The sequence below is a fragment of the Chryseobacterium sp. CY350 genome, from assembly GCF_027945075.1.
Lineage (GTDB): Bacteria > Bacteroidota > Bacteroidia > Flavobacteriales > Weeksellaceae > Chryseobacterium.
The window spans coordinates 2,260,047-2,281,016 of the sequence record NZ_CP116034.1; the positions used below are offsets into that span (position 1 = coordinate 2,260,047).

At 36.9% G+C, this 20,970-nt stretch carries 14 protein-coding genes; 10 read left to right on the forward strand and 4 right to left on the reverse strand.

The genetic code is table 11. The features are described 5' to 3' along the window. Positions 1–38 precede the first annotated feature (38 nt). The 9 genes from tsf (at position 39) to PGH12_RS10485 (ending at position 14,789) form a co-directional block, all read left to right on the forward strand. Positions 39–866 (forward strand): translation elongation factor Ts, encoded by an 828-nt coding sequence (tsf, locus tag PGH12_RS10445; protein ID WP_267599393.1) that lies wholly within the window; start codon positions 39–41, stop codon positions 864–866. A 446-nt stretch (positions 867–1,312) separates the two neighbouring features. After that, positions 1,313–4,477 carry an FIDD domain-containing protein gene (locus tag PGH12_RS10450; protein ID WP_267599392.1) on the forward strand — a complete coding sequence of 1,055 codons (3,165 nt, stop codon included), beginning with the start codon at positions 1,313–1,315 and terminating at the stop codon, positions 4,475–4,477. Between the two features lie 140 nt (positions 4,478–4,617). Beyond that, positions 4,618–7,446 (forward strand): T9SS type B sorting domain-containing protein, encoded by a 2,829-nt coding sequence (locus PGH12_RS10455; protein WP_267599391.1) that lies wholly within the window; start codon positions 4,618–4,620, stop codon positions 7,444–7,446. Between the two features lie 113 nt (positions 7,447–7,559). Further along, positions 7,560–10,979 carry an FIDD domain-containing protein gene (locus PGH12_RS10460; protein ID WP_267599390.1) on the forward strand — a complete coding sequence of 1,140 codons (3,420 nt, stop codon included), beginning with the start codon at positions 7,560–7,562 and terminating at the stop codon, positions 10,977–10,979. A 134-nt stretch (positions 10,980–11,113) separates the two neighbouring features. Beyond that, positions 11,114–11,902: a hypothetical protein gene (locus tag PGH12_RS10465; RefSeq protein ID WP_267599389.1), complete on the forward strand. Its 789-nt coding sequence runs from the start codon at positions 11,114–11,116 to the stop codon at positions 11,900–11,902. A gap of 174 nt (positions 11,903–12,076) precedes the next feature. After that, complete coding sequence (locus PGH12_RS10470) at positions 12,077–12,853, forward strand: DUF6759 domain-containing protein (protein WP_267599388.1); 777 nt, start codon at positions 12,077–12,079, stop codon at positions 12,851–12,853. Between the two features lie 102 nt (positions 12,854–12,955). Further along, positions 12,956–13,633, forward strand: coding sequence for a tRNA (guanosine(46)-N7)-methyltransferase TrmB (trmB, locus tag PGH12_RS10475; RefSeq protein WP_267599387.1), 678 nt, complete (start codon positions 12,956–12,958; stop codon positions 13,631–13,633). Positions 13,634–13,650: 17 nt separating this feature from the next. Next, positions 13,651–14,376: a DUF6759 domain-containing protein gene (locus tag PGH12_RS10480; RefSeq protein WP_267599386.1), complete on the forward strand. Its 726-nt coding sequence runs from the start codon at positions 13,651–13,653 to the stop codon at positions 14,374–14,376. A gap of 2 nt (positions 14,377–14,378) precedes the next feature. Continuing rightward, positions 14,379–14,789: a DUF6759 domain-containing protein gene (locus PGH12_RS10485; protein WP_267599385.1), complete on the forward strand. Its 411-nt coding sequence runs from the start codon at positions 14,379–14,381 to the stop codon at positions 14,787–14,789. Positions 14,790–14,859: 70 nt separating this feature from the next. Here PGH12_RS10485 and rpsB read toward each other — a convergent pair whose 3' ends face one another. The 4 genes from rpsB to PGH12_RS10505 form a co-directional block, all read right to left on the reverse strand. Continuing rightward, complete coding sequence (gene rpsB, locus PGH12_RS10490) at positions 14,860–15,627, reverse strand: 30S ribosomal protein S2 (RefSeq protein ID WP_047445142.1); 768 nt, start codon at positions 15,625–15,627, stop codon at positions 14,860–14,862. Between the two features lie 208 nt (positions 15,628–15,835). Continuing rightward, positions 15,836–16,222 carry a 30S ribosomal protein S9 gene (rpsI, locus tag PGH12_RS10495; RefSeq protein WP_267599384.1) on the reverse strand — a complete coding sequence of 129 codons (387 nt, stop codon included), beginning with the start codon at positions 16,220–16,222 and terminating at the stop codon, positions 15,836–15,838. Between the two features lie 5 nt (positions 16,223–16,227). After that, entirely contained in the window at positions 16,228–16,683 is a 456-nt protein-coding gene (rplM, locus tag PGH12_RS10500; protein ID WP_267599383.1) for a 50S ribosomal protein L13, read from the reverse strand. Between the two features lie 167 nt (positions 16,684–16,850). Then, on the reverse strand, positions 16,851–17,183 hold the full coding sequence (locus tag PGH12_RS10505) for a hypothetical protein (RefSeq protein WP_267599382.1): 333 nt from the start codon (positions 17,181–17,183) through the stop codon (positions 16,851–16,853). A gap of 338 nt (positions 17,184–17,521) precedes the next feature. Between PGH12_RS10505 and PGH12_RS10510 the strand changes: the two genes are divergently transcribed. Then, complete coding sequence (locus tag PGH12_RS10510) at positions 17,522–20,869, forward strand: methylmalonyl-CoA mutase family protein (protein ID WP_267599381.1); 3,348 nt, start codon at positions 17,522–17,524, stop codon at positions 20,867–20,869. Positions 20,870–20,970 lie beyond the last annotated feature (101 nt).

The window sequence follows — 20,970 nt, forward strand, 5'->3', positions numbered from 1 at the left end:
GTTAATCATAATTTTAAATAAAAAAATAAATAAATATTATGTCTTATTCACCAGCTGCTGCAGACGTAGCAAAATTAAGAAACCAAACAGGTGCAGGTATGATGGACTGCAAGAAAGCTTTAGTTGAAGCAGAAGGAGATTTCGAAAAAGCGGTAGATATCCTTAGAAAAAAAGGACAGAAAGTTGCTGCTAACAGAGCTGACAGAGAATCTTCTGAAGGCGCTGTAATCGCTAGAGTAAATGAAGATAATACTTTAGGTACGATCATCTCTCTAAACTGTGAGACTGACTTTGTTGCTAAAAACGAAGCGTTCATCGAGCTTGCTTACGAAATTGCTGAAATGGCTATTTTCGCTGCTACTAAAGAAGAATTGTTGGCTACAGATTTCCACGGGATGACTGTTGCTGAGAAATTGATCGAGCAAACAGGAGTTATCGGTGAGAAAATCGAGATCGGTGCATTCGAAAGAATTACAGGACCTTTCTTGGGAGCTTACATCCACGCTGGAAACAAAATCGCTTCTATTACTTCACTTTCTGCAAAAGTAGACGGTGCTGATGAAGCTGCGAAAGCTGTTTCTATGCAAGTTGCTGCAATGAACCCTATCGCTCTTGATGAGACTAAAGTTTCTCAGGAAACTATCGATAAAGAATTGGAAATCGAAAGACACAAACTTACTGAAGAAGGTAAGCCTGCAAACATTATCGACAATATCTTGAAAGGTAAAATGCAGAGATTCTACAAAGACAATACTTTGGTACACCAAGATTTCATCAAAGACAGTTCTGTTTCTGTTGCTGATTACGTAAAATCTGTAAACGGTGATCTTACAGTTACAGGATTTGTAAGAGTAAGCTTATCTTAATTAATCTTTCAAAAACATATAAAAACCCCGGTGAAATTTTCATCGGGGTTTTTGTTTGCCCTAATTGCAGCTAAAGTTTTATTGCATATTCATATTATCCTTCATACTAATTATTGGTATTAAATCTTTCTGGGCTTTATAATTAAATAAATCATGAATGATAAGGAAGTCGATTTAATTAATCTGAATATTAAATTATTAAAGTTACGCAACGTGAATTTAAAATATTGATAAATTTAATATGCAACATAATCAGATGAAAAAGACCCAAAATAGGGATTTATTGATATATTTTTCATTGAATTAATATTAATATAAAATTATTAGTTTCGTATTTAGGTTCACTAATAATTAAGAATAGAGAATAAAATTTAAATTTTCTTTAGCATTTATTAACAATATATTAAATATTATTTTAATTTTGTAGAAATCCTAATTCCATAATTATGAAAAGATTTCTACTAAGTTTTGTATTAGTTTTTGCGACGTTCAGTTCTCTTTTTGCTCAAAGAGACACCGATCATTGGATTGCTCCATATTTTGACAGTTCAAGCAGCGGATATAATCAAGCACTATACTTCTCAACAGATTCTGCTACTCCTTTCGAAGTAAAAATATACAGCAACAATATTGAGATCGGTAGTGTTACGATCGCCTTGAATGATCCAAAAGTATTTCATATTCCGACAACAATCATTCCTGGGAATGCAACTTCTGGTAATTTCATAAAAGTAGTCGACAATGCAGACGCATTTACAGTTATTAACAAAGGAATTTACACAAAAGGGGCAAAACCTTATTTTTTAACCATGAGAATGTATATTGGATCACATGGTGAAATCCTTACTTCCAAAGGAAAATCCGGGATTGGCAAAACTTTTTATGCAGCATCTGCGCCAATTACAAACACAACAGCTACAAGTTATAATTTCACGACAGGAATTATGGCAACAGAAAATAATACGGTAGTTACGGTAACGGGATTTAATCCGGCTGTCAGCTTTGTTAACCAACCTACAACAGTACCTACACCTCTTACTTTCACATTAAATAAAGGGCAATCTTATATATTAGCAGGTGAAGCTAATGCTGCTGCGAACGCAACAGGATTTATCGGTGCCAAAATAGTTGCCGACAAGCCCATTTCGGTTACAAACGGTAATGCCAATGGATATTATGCTACAGGTCCAACAGGAACAGATGGTTCAGATTTAATTCTTGATCAATCAGTTCCAATTGATCGTTTAGGAAAAGAATTTGCGATGATACGAACTTTGGGTGCTGTAGGAACAGACTACAACATGGAAGGAGGTATTATTGTTGCTACAGAAAATAATACTGAAATATTTCTTAATAACAACCCAACAGCTGTTGCTACTTTGAATGAAGGGCAATTTTACAGAATTTTAGATTCCGGTTATACTTTACAAGGAACTTTGGGACACTATAACATCTATGTAAGAGCCACTAAAAATGTATATCTTTATCAATTAGTTTCAGGCAACTCGAATGCAAGAAACAATGGCGGATACAATTACATACCACCCTTAAACTGTTTTTTACCTAAAAAAATTGAACAAATTGGTAAGATAAATGAGATGCCACTTACACCAGCATCGCCGCCAGCTACAACAGGAACATCTGGCCAACCGACCAGTACTTTTTTGTTAAAACTAAATATCATCACAGAAGTAGGAGCTACCGTTTTAGTGAATGGAAATCCTCCGACAGCTGCAGAAGGACCTTACCAATTGTTGGGTAATACAAACTGGGTAACTTACGCAATATCGGGAGTTACTGGTAATCTTACAATAACATCTACTAAAGCCGTGACGGCAGGAGTGAATGGAGGATATAGCTCAGCCGGATACGGTGGATATTTCGCAGGATTCTCTTCAATTCCGGTAATCTCAAAACAAGTAGGAGAATGTGTTCCGGGAATCATTCTGGAAGTAGACGACAGCTATGATACCTACCAATGGTATTTGGGCACAACCGCTATAACTGGCGCAACTTCGAACACTTACACGCCAGTTGCAGGTGGAGATTACACCGTTAAAGTAACTATGGGAACTTGCCCTCCGGTTACAACACCTATTTATAAAGTATTTACTTGTTTAACACAGACCACTCAGTCGGTTTATATCTGTGGAACCAAAGTTATCACGCCAACCTTTACAAACTCTACACAGTCACCGTTAGCAAGTACCGTTACCATTTTGACACAGCCTACTCACGGAACAGCCACGATAAACCCTGCAACAGGAGTGATCACTTACATTCCTCAGCCCGGATATTTGGGGCCAGATGTAATTGTTTATAAATTCTGTGGCAATGCTCCTGAGTTTGTAGATTGTGAACAGATTACTTTAAATTTAAATTTAGTTCCGTTTGTGTTAACCGACAGAACGATTAAGGCTTGTCAGTATGCAGGAAAAGGATATTTTGATCTTACTACTGCCAATGTTACAGATAACACAGTACCGACCACAAAAAAATTCTACCCTACCCTTGCCGATCTTAATGCAAGCACTAATCAGATTACCAATCCGACCAATTATTTCTCTGGAGCAGGATCGGTGTTTGTAAGAGTGACGACTTCCGAAGGTTGTGTAGGTACAGCTAAAATTACGCTGGACTTCTATCCTACCCCGGTTGTAAATGAAGCTACACTGATAGTATGTTTTATTGAAAATAATGAAACTAAAGGAGTATTTAATCTTACATCTGCGGTTGTTACCAATGAAACGCCTGTCACAAAAAAATATTATCCTACGTTTACAGATGCAAGCAACGGAACGAATGAAATAATGAATCCTACGCTTCATATCTCTGGAGATGGTTTCGTTTACACAAGAGTATTTAATTCTAACGGATGTTACGCCATTGCTAAGATCAATCTAAAAGTTACACCACCAAAAAGATCAACCATACTAAAAGATAAAGTAATCTGTATTGATGATAGAACGAGCTTAGATGCAGGACCAGGTTATCAGTCTTATGAGTGGAATACGGGAGCTACAACACAATCAATTCAAGGGATTCCTGTTGGAGAATACTGGGTAATTCTTGAAAATGCAGGATGTTTTATTAAACAAACCGTAAGCGTTAAAAAAGCAAACGACCCTGTAGTTACAGCAATTGAAATCTCAAACAGTACAGCTACCGTGACTGTAGAAGGTGGAACTGCACCTTATCAATATGCAGTTGATACACCTACAGCATGGCAGAATTCAAATGTATTCACCAATCTTACGAGAGGTCAACACACATTCTTTGTGAAAGATGCGCTAGACTGTACGCCGATTTCTGTGGAAGTTACAGTTCCTAATCTTGTCAACGCAATTACTCCGAATGGTGATAATGTAAACGACTTTGTAGATTACAGCGAACTGGCTTATAAAGGAAATCTTACATTCGTAATCTATGACAGATACGGAAACAAATTATTCACGGGTGATAAATCAAACAATTACAAGTGGGACGGCAGGTTTGCCGGTAAAGGAATATTGACAGGAACTTATTGGTATCATATAAACTGGACTGAACCAAATGCTCAGAAAACGCCAATAAAATATACCGGATGGATTCTTGTTAAGAACAGAGAATAATTAAATTCAACCATATTAAAAAAGTAGCCACAACAGCAAGTTGTGGCTATTTTCATTGACATTTGCAAGAATATGTTGAAATTTTTCTCAAAACATATTGATTTTTACATTATTTTTGTAAAAATCCTAATTCTACGCTTATGAAACAATTTCTACTTATTTTTCTATTCATGATGACGGGCATCAATGTTTCTGCCCAAAGAGATACAGAGCATTGGATAGCTCCCTTCTATGCTTCTTCCGGTGTAACACAATCTCTTTATTTGTCAACAGATTCTGTTACTCCTTTCGTGGTAACTGTTTACAGCAACAATATTGCTTTAGGCACAGTAACGATCAGCAAAGGTAATCCGCAAACGTACATTGTATCTGCTGCTAATATTTCTGCAACAAGCACTTCTGAAGGTTTTGCGGTAATTAACAAAGGCTTATACCTTAATGGTGAAAAACCTTTTTACTGTACATTAAGAATCGTCAGCAGTACCACTCACGCCGAAATTTTAACCAGTAAAGGAAAGGCCGGGATCGGTAAAGAATTCTTTGTTGCCAACACACCGTCTCCCTTTGTAAGTACCGGAAACAACTTCACTGCGGGAGTTTTAGCTACAGAAGATAATACGACAGTTACAGCTACGTGGAGCAATACCATCACCGTATCTTTTTACGGAGCAACGCCTACTACAAATACACACACCTTTACGCTTAATAAAGGACAGTCGTTTATTTTTGCTGGAGCAGGAAGCCCTGCCTTAAATATGCAGAGCTTTATAGGAGCTAAAATCGTTGCCGACAAACCAATTACCCTTACCAACGGAAATGTACTTGGAAATTTTGGAGCTGCGAGCAGTCAGGGTGCAGATATTATTTTAGACCAGTCGGTTCCTTTAGAAAGGCTTGGAAATACTTTTGCGATGGTAAAAAGCCGATCTCCCAATGCTTCTGACATTGAAGGCGGAATCGTTGTAGCAACCGAAAACAACACACAGGTTTTCTTAAATGGTGCCGCTACCCCTGCAGCAACCCTCAATGCAGGACAATGGTACAGAATATCCGGAAGTGATTACATTTTACAAGGTGGAACTCATCGAAATATGTTTATCAGCAGTTCAAAAAACATCTACCTGTATCAATTGGTTTCTGTAGACGGAAGCAACGCTACTTGTGGTTTCAATTATATACCACCATTGAATTGTTTTTTACCTAGAAAAATCGATGAGATCGGAAAAATCAACGAAATGCCGACGGGAGCTGGAGGAGCCAGCGCAACACCTTCAGGAACTAAGGTGAAACTGAACATTCTTACAGAAGTTGGTGCAACAGTACTTGTAAATAATGTAGCTCCAACTGCTGCAGAAGGCCCATATCCTGTCACAGGAAATACGAACTGGGTGACTTATGCATTAGAAAGTGTAAGTGGTAATTTAACGATCAGCTCAAATAAAGCGGTCACTGCCGGGATTAACGGAGGATACAGCACTTCAGGATATGGAGGATATTTTGCAGGTTTCTCATCAATTCCGCTAATTGCAAAACAAACCGGAGTTTGTATTCCGGGGTTGGTTCTGGAAGTTGATGACAGTTATGACACGTATCAGTGGTTTAGAAATGACGTTCCTATTCCGGGAGCAAACAGCAACTCATTTACTCCCGTGCAGTCTGGAAATTATACGGTAAGAATCACAGTAGGATCTTGCCCGCCGGCAACAACTCCGCCTTATAAAGTATTTACTTGTCTAAAAGAATCTACAGCTGCAAAAACAGTGTGTGAAGGTTATTTAAATATTGTTCCGGCATTTACATCTTCTACTCAGACATTTGTTCCGGGTACAGTTCAGATTATTACACCGCCTGCCAACGGAACAGCCATTATCAATCCTACGACAGGAGTGATCGGCTACGTTCCGAATTTCGGATTTGCAGGTACAGATACAATTATTTATAAATTCTGCGGAAATGCTCCAGAATTTATAGACTGTGAGCAAATCACGCTTACGCTTACTATAGCCGAAAGCCCAACCGTAAATAATGCAACGATAAGAACATGTTTCTTAGAAAGCAATATTGCAACCGGAGAATTTGACCTTACTAACGCCAGTGTTACAGTACAGCCAGGTGTTACAAAAAAATATTACCCTTCATTGACAGATGCCAACAATCAAACCAATGAAATTCTTACCCCTGCAAATTATATTGCGCCAAATGGTGTCGTTTATGTAAGAGTAAGCAACGCAAACGGATGTTACAGAGTAGCAGTCATTACCTTAATCGTTCTCGCGCCGATAAAGTCTACTGTTTTAATTGATAAAGAAATCTGTATCGAAAACAAAACAACTTTAGATGCAGGAACCGGTTTTGATGGTTACAGCTGGAGTACCGGTGCAACTACACAAGTTATTACAGATGTGACGGTAGGTACATATTGGGTCGATCTGAGAACCGGAGACTGCACTACACGTCAGACATTGAACGTTTACCCTACAAAACAGCCTGTTATTTCTACGATCGAAATTACAAATAATGATATTACCGTAATTGTGGTTGGCGGTACAGCTCCTTATCAATATTCAATTGATAATGTAAAATGGCAAGATTCTAATGTCTTCACTGATCTTACAAGAGGGGATATTACCGTTTATGTGAGAGATAGTTTTAGCTGTGCGCCTATTGAAGTAACAGTTACGATTCCGAATATTGTGAATGTAATTACACCAAACGGTGACGGTGTAAATGATGTTTTAGATTATTCTTCGCTCGCCAATAAGCCTAATTTAGTTTTATCAATCTTTGACCGATACGGAGTTAAAATCTTTGAAGGTAACAAAGACACAGGATACAAATGGGATGGCACGATTAATAAAACCAAAAAAGTTTCTACCGGAAATTACTGGTTTAGCATCACATGGAACGAAAATAAAAACAAAACGCCAATGAAATTCTCTGGCTGGATTTTAGTGAAAAACAGGGAATAAATGTCTTTCTGTTAAATAAGATTAAACCACGATCAAAAATCGTGGTTTTTTTGTTTATTTTTAAATGATTCATTGTATATTATTATTAAATTTGTGATAAAATCAAATGCAGAATGAAGAAAATTTTATCTTTTTTTCTTATTTTTTACATATTCTCTATTTCCTTCGCACAGTTGGATAGAGAACATTGGTTTGCGCCAATGGTAGACAGAACAGGAAACCCAAATCCTTATCAGAATCTATATCTTTCCACAAATCGTACAACACCTTTTGCTGTAACCATTTACAACAATAACGTGGTGATAGGAACCGTGACAATCAGTAAAAACAATCCTCAGAAATTTGACGTTTTAAGATCGTACATCATCACAACCCTGCAGACTGATCTTTTCACTCCGGGGACAAAAGGTCTTTATCTAAAAGCTGATTTTCCATTTTACGCTAACTTAAGATTTTCGGTTTATAATCATGCCGAGATTATTACTTCCAAAGGAATACCATCCACAGGCAAAAACTTTTTTGTAGCCAATGCTCCCATTACCGTGAGCAATTCTATTCTTAACTTTATGGCCAGCGTTTTGGCGACCGAAGACAACACCACCGTCACGGTTACAGGTTACAAACCTACAGTGCAATTTTCTAACGGAACTACGGGAGCAACCAATCCCACGATTACTTTTATTTTAAATAAAGGACAATCCTATATCATCGACGGTATAGGAAATATTGCTGGCAATTTAGATGGATTTATCGGTGCAAAAATAACTGCTGACAAAGCTATTAACGTGACTAATGGTAATTTCAACGGTCAGTACTCGGGGAACGTGCCTTTAAGTTCAGACATTCTGATGGATCAGTCGGTGCCGGTTGAGCAGTTGGGAACTCAGTTTGCTCTTGTAAAAGGAAACGGAAGTATCGGCAGCAATATGGAGGGCGCGTTGGTAATTGCAACTCAGGATAACACTCAGGTATTCCTGAATAATGAAGGCTTACCAGCCATTACGCTCAATACAGGACAATATTATATAGTTCCGGACAACAAATATCAACTTCAGGGAACGACTCATTACAACATGTACATCAGAACGACCAAGAATGCTTATGTCTATCAATTTTTGGCTGGAGATTCTGTAAGCGGAACTGAAGTTGCCACTGGGGGATTCAATTTTATACCGGCTTTAAGTTGTTACCTTCCAAAACAGATTAATGAGATAGGATTTATTAATGAAAATTTTGTTCACTCAAATGCAAACCCGTCGGGGATTTTAAATATTCCAACCAAACTAAATTTAATAACTGAACGAGGAGCAACTGTTACAGTAAATGGAGTAACACCTCCTGCCACAACAGGACCTTATGATATGACAGGTCTTACGGCATGGGTAACCTACGGAATCCCGAATACCACAGGAACAATTACAGTCATTTCTTCAAAAGCAATTACCGCCGGAATTACCGCCGGAAGTGATGCAGTAGGATACGGAGGTTTTTTTGCAGGATTTGCTACACAGCCGGTAATCATCAAATCCGGTGGAGATTGTGCACCGGGAATTGTGTTGACAGTCGACCCGATAATTTACGAAACGTATCAATGGTACAGAAACGGAGTGCTGATCACCGGCGCAACAGGAACTTCTTACAGCCCGACACAATCCGGATATTACACCTGCTCTGTGACGATGGGAAGTTGCGCTCCACTAGTGACTGCACAGTATAAAGTTTTAAACTGTTTAAAACAAACAGCGGTAAGTTATGATATTTGTGACACTAAAGTTATTACGCCGACATTTTCAACTTCCTTACAAACTCCTGTAGTTTCTACCGTGGCAATTACAGCGGCACCAACTTTAGGAACAGCAGCAATTAATACAACAAACGGTATTATCACCTACACAGCTACCAATCCTGCGGCTGGCGGAACAGATACTTTCACCTTTACTTTTTGTGGTAATGACCCGGAATTTCCGGACTGCGAGAGTGTAACCGTTACAATCAATATTCAGCCTGTCACAGTTACCAATACAACACTGACTGTATGTAATGTAAATGGTGTAGGCGTATTTAATCTCACAACAGCGAATGTAACTACAAATACCCCAGTCGTTAAAACCTACTACACAAGCTTGGTGGCAGCACAGACAGAAAATGCTACAGGACAGATTCTCGTACCTACAAGTCATTCTGCACCCAACGGAACCATTGTTTACGTTGTCGTTAAAAATCCTACAGGTTGTAAAAACATTGCAGAGATTACTCTTAATTTATTCAATCTGGCAGTAATTACACCAGGAAATTTTGGAGCTCAGTGTGATGAAAATCTTGATGGAACCGTTAATGTAGTTTTATCAGATATTACCCAACTCATATTGAATAATCCTACATTCTTCACAAACGTACGCTATTACGCATTGCTGGCAGACGCAAATTTAGGAAATAATAATACGCTTCCCAATAACTGGAGCTATGCGGTGAACACTACGATATACATTAGAGTAGATTCTCCGAATGGCTGCGCACCCGTAATTCAACCCATAAATTTTACGGTTGGTACAAGATTGCCTTTGCTTACAACTTCTTTGGTAACGACTTTCTGTGACGATGATCTTGATGGAATAAAACCTGTAAATCTTGCACAATTTATTCCTCAGTTTACTACAGATCCCTTGGTAACAGTTACTTATCACGCAACTCTTGCCGATGCCCAAAATGATACAGCTCCCATCAACGGCGCAGTAAACCTTACAGGAACTCAAACGTATTACATAAGATTTGAAAAGGCAGGATTTTGTCCGAATGTCGCAACGTTAAGAGTAACTCTTAAAACACCTAAAAAATCTGATATTTTAACTGACAAACTGATTTGCCCTAAAACTACCACAACTTTAGATGCCGGACCCGGATTTACAGCTTACCTTTGGAGTACTGGTGCCACTACTCCATCGATCACCAATGTTATTGCCGGAAATTATTGGGTAGAATTAACTTTTGACGGATGTATTTATAAGCAATTTGTTAATGTTTCTGAATCTGTATTACCCGTAATTACATCAATTGACATCAACGGAACTACCGTAACGATAGGTGTCACAGGCGGATCTCCTCCTTACGAGTATTCGTTGGATAATAATACATGGCAAAGCTCGAACGTATTTTATAATGTACAACGTGGAAATCACAAGATATATGTAAGAGATTCTCAGCGATGTGATGTTGTAGAAAAAGTATTCGTTATTATCGATCTCATCAATACGATAACACCAAATGGTGACGGCCACAATGATGATATAGATTATTCTGCATTAATGAGTAAAGACAATCTGGAATTCAGAATATTTGACCGTTATGGGGCAGAACTCTTCAGAGGTTCACCTTCAAACAATTTTACATGGGATGGCAAAATGAAAGGAAGACCTGTATCGACTGCAACCTACTGGTATTTTATTTCATGGACAGAATTTGGAAATCTTACCACCGTAAAATACAGCAGCTGGCTTTTGGTGAAAAATAGAAATGACAACTTATGGGATAAATAAATGTACTTTCAGATCGCAATTCATTTTTATAACATTCATTAACAGTTTAAATACAAGTTTTAATATAATTTTAACCAGATTCGTAATACGTAATTCTGATAATGATGCTTTTCTTGTGTAATTTTGCAGATTATATGAAAAAAGTAATTACGCTTTTGTTATTGATTTTTTTAGCTAAAATTAATGCACAGATTTTTTCGGGTCAGGTGTTTTTAAGAGACAATTCTGTTTTGTATCTTAATCAGGTATATGTGACCAACCTTACGACGTACAAAACAGTTCTTACCAATTACAACGGAGACTTCAGCATCCAGGCAAATCCTGAAGATGTAATACGTTTTACATCGATAGTTACAGAAAGAAAAGATTTTAAGCTCACGCCGCAAAGTTTTAATAACCGAAATTTGGTCGAGCTAAAAGTTGCATATCATGACATACAGGAAGTGGTAATCAGCCGTTTCCGCCCGACCGGAAATCTGAGATACGATGTCAATTCTTTAAGAAAAGAAGATAAAGCTTATGCCCTAAAAAAAGTAATCGGTCTTCCGGAACCTAAAGGTGATGGAACGCCTCCGGAACTTCCGGTAGCTGGTTTCAGAGATGGGGGTCTTACATTTAGTTTAGAAAGTATTTTTGATATTCTATCTGGCGAAAGAAAGAAAAAACAGCGATATGTAGCGTATGAAAGGATGACTAATTCTGTGACGCAAATAAAAAATTACCTCGGAAAAGATTATTTCACAAGATTTAAAATTCCTGAAAATCTCATTGACAATTTCCTGCAATTCGTTTATACTTCAGAAAACATTGAAGTTTTTGTACAGACCAATAATTTTGAAGCGATAAAACTTCCGATCGAAAAATATATCCCGATCTACCAACGAAGGTTGAGAAACTCACACCTGCAGGATGTTATAAAGTAAAATTTAGTCATATAAAGATTTTGCTTTTAGTATTCTGTTAAAATTTTAATAGTCAATCTATTTCATTCTTTAAAATAATGTTTAATTTTATCGCTGATAACCAATCACAATTCCGTCAGAACAAAAAAATCATTTGAAGAGAAACTGTCTTCAATCGCCTTAATGTAATATTAAATGAAAAAATTTCTTCTAATCTTTACTACATTGTTATTTACCTGTTTTTCAGCCCAGAAAAAAGGCAAGGATTACAGCAATATTTTAAAAAGCAAAAATATCTATGAGATTAATGCTTTCCTGAGAGACGCACATCCGGACGATCCCAGACGATCGGTACTGAAACCAAAAGTGATGGATCTGATGAAAGAATATATAAAAAATGCAACTCCCGGCGATCAAAAAGTTAAACAGATGCAAGATTGGCTTGCCATGTTAAAGCGTAAACCATCTACGAAAATTACTTTTGACGAGATGAACGCTATCATCAAGAAAAAGCAGATCGCAAAATATCAGAGAGAATTACAAGTGGGCCAGGCTGCCGTTGTTTATACTCCAAGTTCATCTAAAAATGTATTTGAAGCATCACCTGCAGTTGCAAAGGCTACAACAGCGATTGCCGATACAGAAGCCTCGGAATTTAATATGCTGATGGCAGATAATCCGATGGAGCATAAGAATAAGACCGTAAAAATCTTAAATTCACTCTTTGATAATGACCCCAACGCCAAAGAATGCATAATCATGATCGAAAACAAATCTGACTGTAATATTATTGTGAGAATAGAAGGCATAGGAATTACGAAATACAGACTTCCGGTTCCTGCGCATGGCGACAATTCACTTGTAATTCAAAAAGGCGACTATCTGTTGACCAGTATTGTTTGCGGCGCTCAGTATGCTTCACAAAAAACAATTCAAAAACCTTTGATGGTTGCTCTTGGGAGTTCAAAGTAAATCGCTTCAAAAAGCCTGCTTTTTTCAACTGTCTCTTTTAAAAATTAATTTCAGCGAACTGTCTAAATTTTTCGTTAATTTTGCGGGATTTTATTTTTAGAAATGGGCAAGAACAAATTAGCGAGATTCGCAGAGAACAAAATTTTACCGAACGTTATTCAACCAACCAGAGAAGAAGCCATCAACGGTTTTGAACTCAAAGGAAACTGGAGAAAAGATTTCTTTAAAAATGAAAGGCCTATTGTTTTAGAATTAGGCTGTGGAAAAGGTGAATATACGGTAGGACTTGCTAAAACTTTTACTGAAAAAAACTTTATCGGAATTGACATCAAAGGTGCAAGATTCTGGTTTGGTGCAAAAGAAGCATTTGACAGTGGTATGAACAATGTGGCTTTTGTGCGATCTCAAATTGAATTGGTAGACCATTTTTTTGATGAAAATGAAGTTGATGAAATTTGGATTACTTTTCCGGATCCGCAAATAAAATACAAGCGTACAAAACACAGACTTACCCACCCCGACTTCCTTGAGCGCTACAAGAAATTCCTGAAACCTGGCGGAATTATTCATCTGAAAACCGACTCAGAATTTTTGCACGGATATACATTAGGTTATCTTCAAGGTGCCGGTTACGAAATAATTTCGGCCCATCATGACATTTATGGAGCCTTGGAGTACGACCCAAATACACCGCATTTACGAGACATAAAAACCTATTACGAAGAATTATTTTCTGCTAAAGGAAAAACTATAACATACATAAAATTTAGAATTAATTAAAAAGACACAATAATTTGATGAAAAAAAATTCCCTCATCATTTTATTCTTCTCTCTCACTTTGTCATGCACAACCCAAAATGGTAATCATGACGATATTTTAAAAAACACAAACATTACCGAGATTGAAGAATATTTGAAAAAAGCACACCCCGAAGATCCCAAAAAGCACATCTTACAATCTAAACTGATCGCTCTCAAAAATAAAGAGTGGACTAAAGGTGCGCTCACTGCAAAACCTATGGTAATTCGTCCTGTCGTGACAGAAATTCCTCAAAATTTTAAAAATAGTCTTATCAATAAAGATTCTGATGAGTTTAAAAGAATTATGTCTGAGACTTCTTCGGAGCATAAAGATAAGACTGTAAAGCTGCTCAACGCCATGCTAAACGAGGATATCAACAGCAAAGAAGCCATTTTGCTCTTTAGAAATAACTCTGACTGTAATTTGGTTTTAAAGGTTAATGGTAAAAAGTTTTACAATCTGGCAGTTCCTTCTCATGACGAAAATTTTATAATTGTAGAAAAAGATGATTATGCACTATCAGCTAATGTTTGTGACGTAAAATATGCATCGCAAAAGCAAATCAGAAAAAATCTGCAAATTGTAATCAATAATCCTGAGGTGAAGAAATTTAGTGAAGAAAAAGATTCTGATGCCGATATAAAACCAGGTAGGGATATAAATACAAAATCACCAACAAAAAAAAGTAACTTAGCAGCAAAGAAGAAAAAGAAAAGATAAGGATGAAGAAAACACTTCAATGCCTGCTATTAATATTGCTGATGAAAAGTTGTGGTTCTACCAACAACAGTTATCCGGCTGCAAATTCGGCAGCCAACAATGAACGAGAATATCAGGAAGTTTTAAAGAATTATAAATCGGAAACTGCAGATATTCTCACCTATCTGTTAAATGGGGAATCTCCAGAAGACCGCAAAACAGCTTTAACTGTTGAAAACACATCACAGTGTAATATGGTTTTAACGGTTAGTGGTAACAATTATTTAAAGAAAATACCTATTGGAAAAGGCAAGATTGGCTCTGTAATGGTACCTAAGAACCAAGCGTACAAACTGTCGGTTATGGTTTGTAACTCGCTTTACCAAACATCAAAAATTATTTCAGATTCTTATTCTGTAAAGCTTTCTGATTAAAATGGTTTAAACATAAGAAATCCGCTAAAACAAGTTTAGCGGATTCTTTATTTCAAAGATAAATCTTCAATTATTCAGCAGCAGCGTCGAAATCTGCATCTTTATCAGCAGATACTACTTCTCCTTCTTCTTTAGATTTTTCTTTATCAGCTTTTCTTTGAGACTGACCTTCTTTGATAGAATCTGAAACTACGTTTAAGATCATATCGATAGATTTTGAAGCATCATCGTTTCCTGGGATAACGAAGTCTACTTTTCTTGGATCAGAGTTTGTATCAACAATACCGAAAACTGGAATCCCTAATTTCTTAGCTTCAGTTACAGCGATGTGTTCTCTCATTATATCTACAACGAAGATAGCAGAAGGAAGACGCACCATGTCAGAGATAGAACCTAAGTTTTTCTCTAAATTAGCTCTTTGTCTGTCAACCTGTAATCTTTCTTTTTTAGATAAAGTTTCGAACGTACCGTCTTTTTTCATTTTGTCGATAGAGTTCATTTTCTTTACAGCTTTTCTGATTGTAACGAAATTCGTTAACATACCTCCCGGCCATCTTTCTGTAATATAAGGCATATTAAGTTCAGCAGCGTGCTTAGCAACTACTTCTTTCGCCTGCTTTTTGGTAGCTACGAAAAGAACTTTTTTACCTGCAGAAGTTAATTTTTCTAAAGCGCTGCACGCTTCATCCAATTTAACAGCTGTTTTATGTAAGTCTACAATGTGAATACCATTTTTCTCCATAAAAATGTACGGAGCCATATTTGGATTCCACTTTCTAGTCATGTGACCGAAGTGTACACCAGCCTCTAGAAGGTCTTTTACATTTGCTTTTGCCATGTTTTCTGTTTTTGTTAGTTTACTTTCCGTTTCTTAAACAATCAACAACTTCTTTAGATGGGAGAAGTGTTTGGATGCTAAACGTAACGGGCAAAGTTGCTGTTTGGCTGATTGCTTTTGGCAACTGGCTTCCCAGCTTGGGTTAAAAAATAATTTTTTAAAAATTTTTCTAAAGCTATCCGCCATAAGCCAATAGCCATACGCTTTTTTAACGTTTTGAGAACTGGAATCTCTTTCTTGCTTTTTTCTGACCTGGTTTCTTTCTTTCTACCATTCTTGCATCTCTTGTAAGTAAACCTGCAGGTTTCAAAGCTAATCTGAACTCAGCATTGATCTCGCAAAGCGCTCTAGAAATACCTAATCTGATAGCTTCTGCCTGACCTGTATTACCACCACCGAAAACATTTACGGTAACGTCATACTGACCAACAGTCTCAGAAAGGATGAACGGCTGATTTAATTTATAAACCATTACGTCTGTAGAGAAATAAGTTGCAGCTTCTTTACCGTTTACTGTAATAACACCAGAACCCGGCTTCAAATAAACTCTAGCTACAGAAGTTTTTCTTCTTCCGATTTTGTGAACTATAGACATATTAATTATTTAAATTCGTTAACATTAATTGTTTTCGGCTGTTGAGCTTCGTGCTTATGCTCAGTTCCTTCATATAAATAAAGGTTTTTGAACAAAGCAGATCCTAATCTTGTTTTTGGAAGCATACCTTTTACAGATTTTTCCAATACTTTTAAAGAATCTTTTGCAAGAAGTTCAGTTGCCGTTAAAGACTTTTGACCACCAGGATAACCTGTATGCCAAATATAAGTCTTGTCTGCCCACTTGTTTCCGGAAAGTGTTACTTTCCCAGCATTCAAAACAATAACATTATCACCACAATCTACGTGAGGTGTAAAGTTTGCTTTGTGCTTACCTCTCAAAATCTTTGCAACCGTTGAAGCTAGTCTTCCTAACGGCTGTCCTTCAGCGTCTACTACAACCCATTCTTTATTTGCAGTAGCTTTGTTCGCTGAAACAGTTTTGTAACTTAATGTATTCACACGTTTTAGTTAAAGATTAAACATAATTTTCCCCGTAAGGGTGTGCAAAGGTACAAATTAATTTTAGATTGTGAAAACTTATTTAAACTTTATAAATCTGCATCTATATATATGATCAGATTAAAATAGTAAATTACAGTTTTCGAAGAACGATATCTGAAGTGGTATTAATTGCGAAGAGACTTATTAGTCCGGAAACTTGCAATTAAATAATACGCTACAAAAACCGTAGAAAATTTTAGAATAGCAGGAATGGCCAATTCCAGATTAAATATGAATGAGCCCACGAGAACCAAAACTCCCATTGCCGCAAAAGAACTCAGTAACTTTTGCACTAAAGTAAATTTCGGCGTATCAAGGTAGTAAGACAAACCCCACGCTAAGCCGAAAGCAATCGCATAAAAAATATCTAAACCAATATTTTCACTGCTGATGAAAAAATAATTGATCACAAAACTAAGAACCGTTCCCAGTGCGAAATACATCAGTGCTTTCTGCATACTATTTTAATATGACGCAAAAATAACGAATTTTAATCTGAAAGAAAACTATTGAAATTAAATAAGAACTATTCTTTTATTTTATTCATTTCAAACTTGTATTTCGAAAAATAAGTAAAACGCCTTAGTTTATCTTAAGTACAATAGCCTATTTAAGTTCTTTGTCTGCCATTGCGTTTTAATCTCAATGAAAGACAAAGATTTTTAAAAAACTTAAAACAGGAAATATAAATTTTAAAAATTTTAATTAAATACTTCAAAATCAATATATTGAATAATTAAAATAAGTTTTTATTAAATTGTTATATTTGAAAACTTAGAAATTCTCTACAATCAATATGGAAACCCAAAAATATACTCCAACAAACAAAGTAAGAATTGTAACCGCAGCTTCGTTATTCGACGGGCACGATGCGGCCATCAATATCATGCGTCGTGTGATCCAGGGAACAGGATGCGAAGTTATCCACCTTGGTCACGACAAATCGGCTGAAGAAGTGGTAAACACAGCGATTCAGGAAGATGCAAATGCAATTGCCCTGACTTCTTATCAAGGCGGTCACAACGAATATTTCAAATATATCTACGACCTTTTAAGAGAGAAAAACTCTCCGCAAATCAAAATTTTCGGTGGCGGCGGCGGTGTAATTCTGCCGGAAGAAATCGAAGACATTATGTCGTATGGAATCGACAGAATTTATTCTCCGGACGATGGTCGCGAACTTGGATTACAAGGAATGATTGATGATTTGGTGAAAAGATCAGATTTCCCAACTGGAAAAGACGTTAAAGCTGAAGATTTAGATTCTATCAGTTTTGAAAATTCAACCAGCATTGCAAAAATTATTTCTGCAGTTGAAAACTTCTCGGAAGAAAAACCTGAATTGGTAAAAGCCATTGACGAAAAATCAAAAGATTTAAACATTCCGATTATTGGAATCACAGGAACAGGTGGAGCCGGAAAATCTTCATTGACAGATGAATTGGTAAGACGTTTCTTACGCTCCAATACAGATAAAAAAATTGCGATTATCTCAATTGACCCTTCGAAAAAGAAAACAGGAGGCGCATTATTGGGAGACAGAATCCGTATGAACGCGATCAATGATCCGAGAGTTTATATGCGGTCGATGGCGACAAGAGAAAATAACGTTTCTGTTTCGCCGTTTATTCATTCAGCATTAAATGTTTTAAAATTGGCTCATCCGGATGTAATTATTCTGGAAACTTCGGGTATCGGTCAATCAGGTTCTGAGGTTTCAGATTTTGCAGATGTTTCAATGTACGTAATGACTCCAGAATACGGAGCTTCGACACAGTTGGAAAAAATCGATATGTTGGATTATGCAGATTTGGTTGCTTTAAATAAATCTGACAAACGTGGTGCTTTAGACGCACTTCAAGCCGTAAGAAAACAGTTTCAGAGAAACCATTTGTTGTGGGAAAGTCCGTTGGATGATATGCCGGTTTATGCAACGAAAGCGTCTCAGTTTAATGACCACGGAACAACTGATTTATACAATAGATTAGTTGAAAAAGTAAATAATAAGTTTTCTGATTTAAACTTGCAAGGCTTTGTTGAACAAGAAGTTTCTGAAGATATAACGATAATCCCTCCAAAAAGAGTTCGTTATTTATCAGAAATTGTTGAAAATAATAGAATTTACGACGCGAATGTTGAAAAACAGGCAGAATTAGCAAGAAAAATGTATCATATTGAAGGTGTGAAAAAATTCTTTTCTAATGAAACTTTGGATGCTGAATATCAGAAAGCCGAAAAAGATCTTCAACAGGAAAACATCGATTTCTTAAATAATTGGGATGATACGAAACAGGCTTTCAAAGCAGAGTTTTATTCTTATTTCGTTCGTGGAAAAGAAATTAAAGTTGAAACCTCAACAGAATCTTTATCTCATTTAAAAATTCCAAAAATTTCTTTACCAAAATATACCGATTGGGGAGATTTGATTAAATGGAAAGGTCAGGAAAATCTTCCGGGAGGATTTCCTTACACAGCCGGAATTTATCCTTTCAAAAGAACCGGAGAAGATCCAACAAGAATGTTTGCCGGAGAAGGTGGACCAGAAAGAACCAACAGAAGATTCCACTACGTTTCTGCGGAAATGGATGCAAAACGTTTGTCTACAGCATTTGACTCCGTGACTTTGTATGGACAAGACCCTGCTCTACCACCGGATATTTATGGTAAAATCGGAAATGCAGGAGTTTCTATCGCAACTTTAGATGATGCGAAAAAATTGTATTCCGGATTTGATTTGGTGAATGCAATGACTTCCGTTTCAATGACGATCAACGGACCGGCTCCGATGTTGTTGGCCTTCTTTATGAACGCAGCGATCGATCAGAATGTTGAAAAATATATTGCCGAACATAAGCTTGAAGCGAATGTTGAAAAAGCTTTAAAAGCAAAATTCGACGACAAAGGTTTAGAAAGACCAAAATATAACGGGGAATTACCTCCATCAAATAATGGTTTAGGTTTAAAATTATTAGGTATCACTGGAGATGAAGTTATTCCTGCAGAAGCTTATGCTGAAATTAAGGCTAAAACAATTGCGACCGTTCGTGGTACGGTTCAGGCTGATATTTTAAAAGAAGACCAGGCTCAGAATACTTGTATTTTCTCTACTGAATTTGCCCTTCGATTAATGGGTGACGTTCAGGAATATTTTATCACAGAAAAAGTCAGAAATTTCTACTCGGTTTCTATTTCCGGTTATCATATTGCAGAAGCGGGTGCAAATCCGGTTTCTCAGTTGGCATTTACCTTGGCAAACGGTTTCACATATGTTGAATATTATCTATCAAGAGGAATGGATATCAATGATTTTGCACCGAACTTATCTTTCTTCTTCTCCAACGGAATCGACCCTGAATATTCAGTAATCGGCCGTGTAGCAAGAAGAATCTGGGCAAAAGCAATGAAACTGAAATACGGCGCCGACGAAAGAAGCCAGATGTTGAAATATCACATTCAGACGTCGGGACGTTCCCTTCACGCGCAGGAAATTGATTTCAACGATATCAGAACGACGCTTCAGGCGCTTTATGCAATCTATGACAACTGTAATTCACTTCACACGAATGCTTATGACGAGGCGATTACCACTCCGACTGAGCAATCTGTAAGAAGAGCAATGGCAATTCAGTTGATTATCAATAAAGAATTAGGATTGGCGAAAAACGAAAATCCGCTTCAGGGTTCATTCATTATTGAAGAACTGACGGATTTGGTGGAAGAAGCTGTTTATGCAGAATTCGACAGAATTACAGAAAGAGGTGGCGTTCTTGGCGCAATGGAAACGATGTATCAACGTTCAAAAATCCAGGAAGAATCAATGCATTACGAATGGTTGAAACATACCGGAGAATATCCTATCATTGGGGTAAATACTTTCCTTGGAAAAGATGGTTCACCAACGGTTCGTCCGGGAGAAGTAATACGTTCGACTGAGGAGGAAAAGCAGGTTCAGATAGAAACGCTTCATAATTTCCAGAAATCAAATGAAGATAAATCTGAAGCCGCTTTAAAAACATTACAACACGCTGCCATCAATCAGCAGAATTTATTCAATGTAATGATGGATGCCGTGAAATACTGTTCGCTTGGGCAGATTACCAACGCTTTGTTTGAAGTGGGTGGGAAATATAGAAGGAATATGTAGGACTAAATCAGTTCAGAGTTAGAAAATTTAGAATTTTTTTCATAAAATAAAACCTTAAAGAGATTTTTTTAAGGTTTTTTTGTATTTTTATATCACTAAAA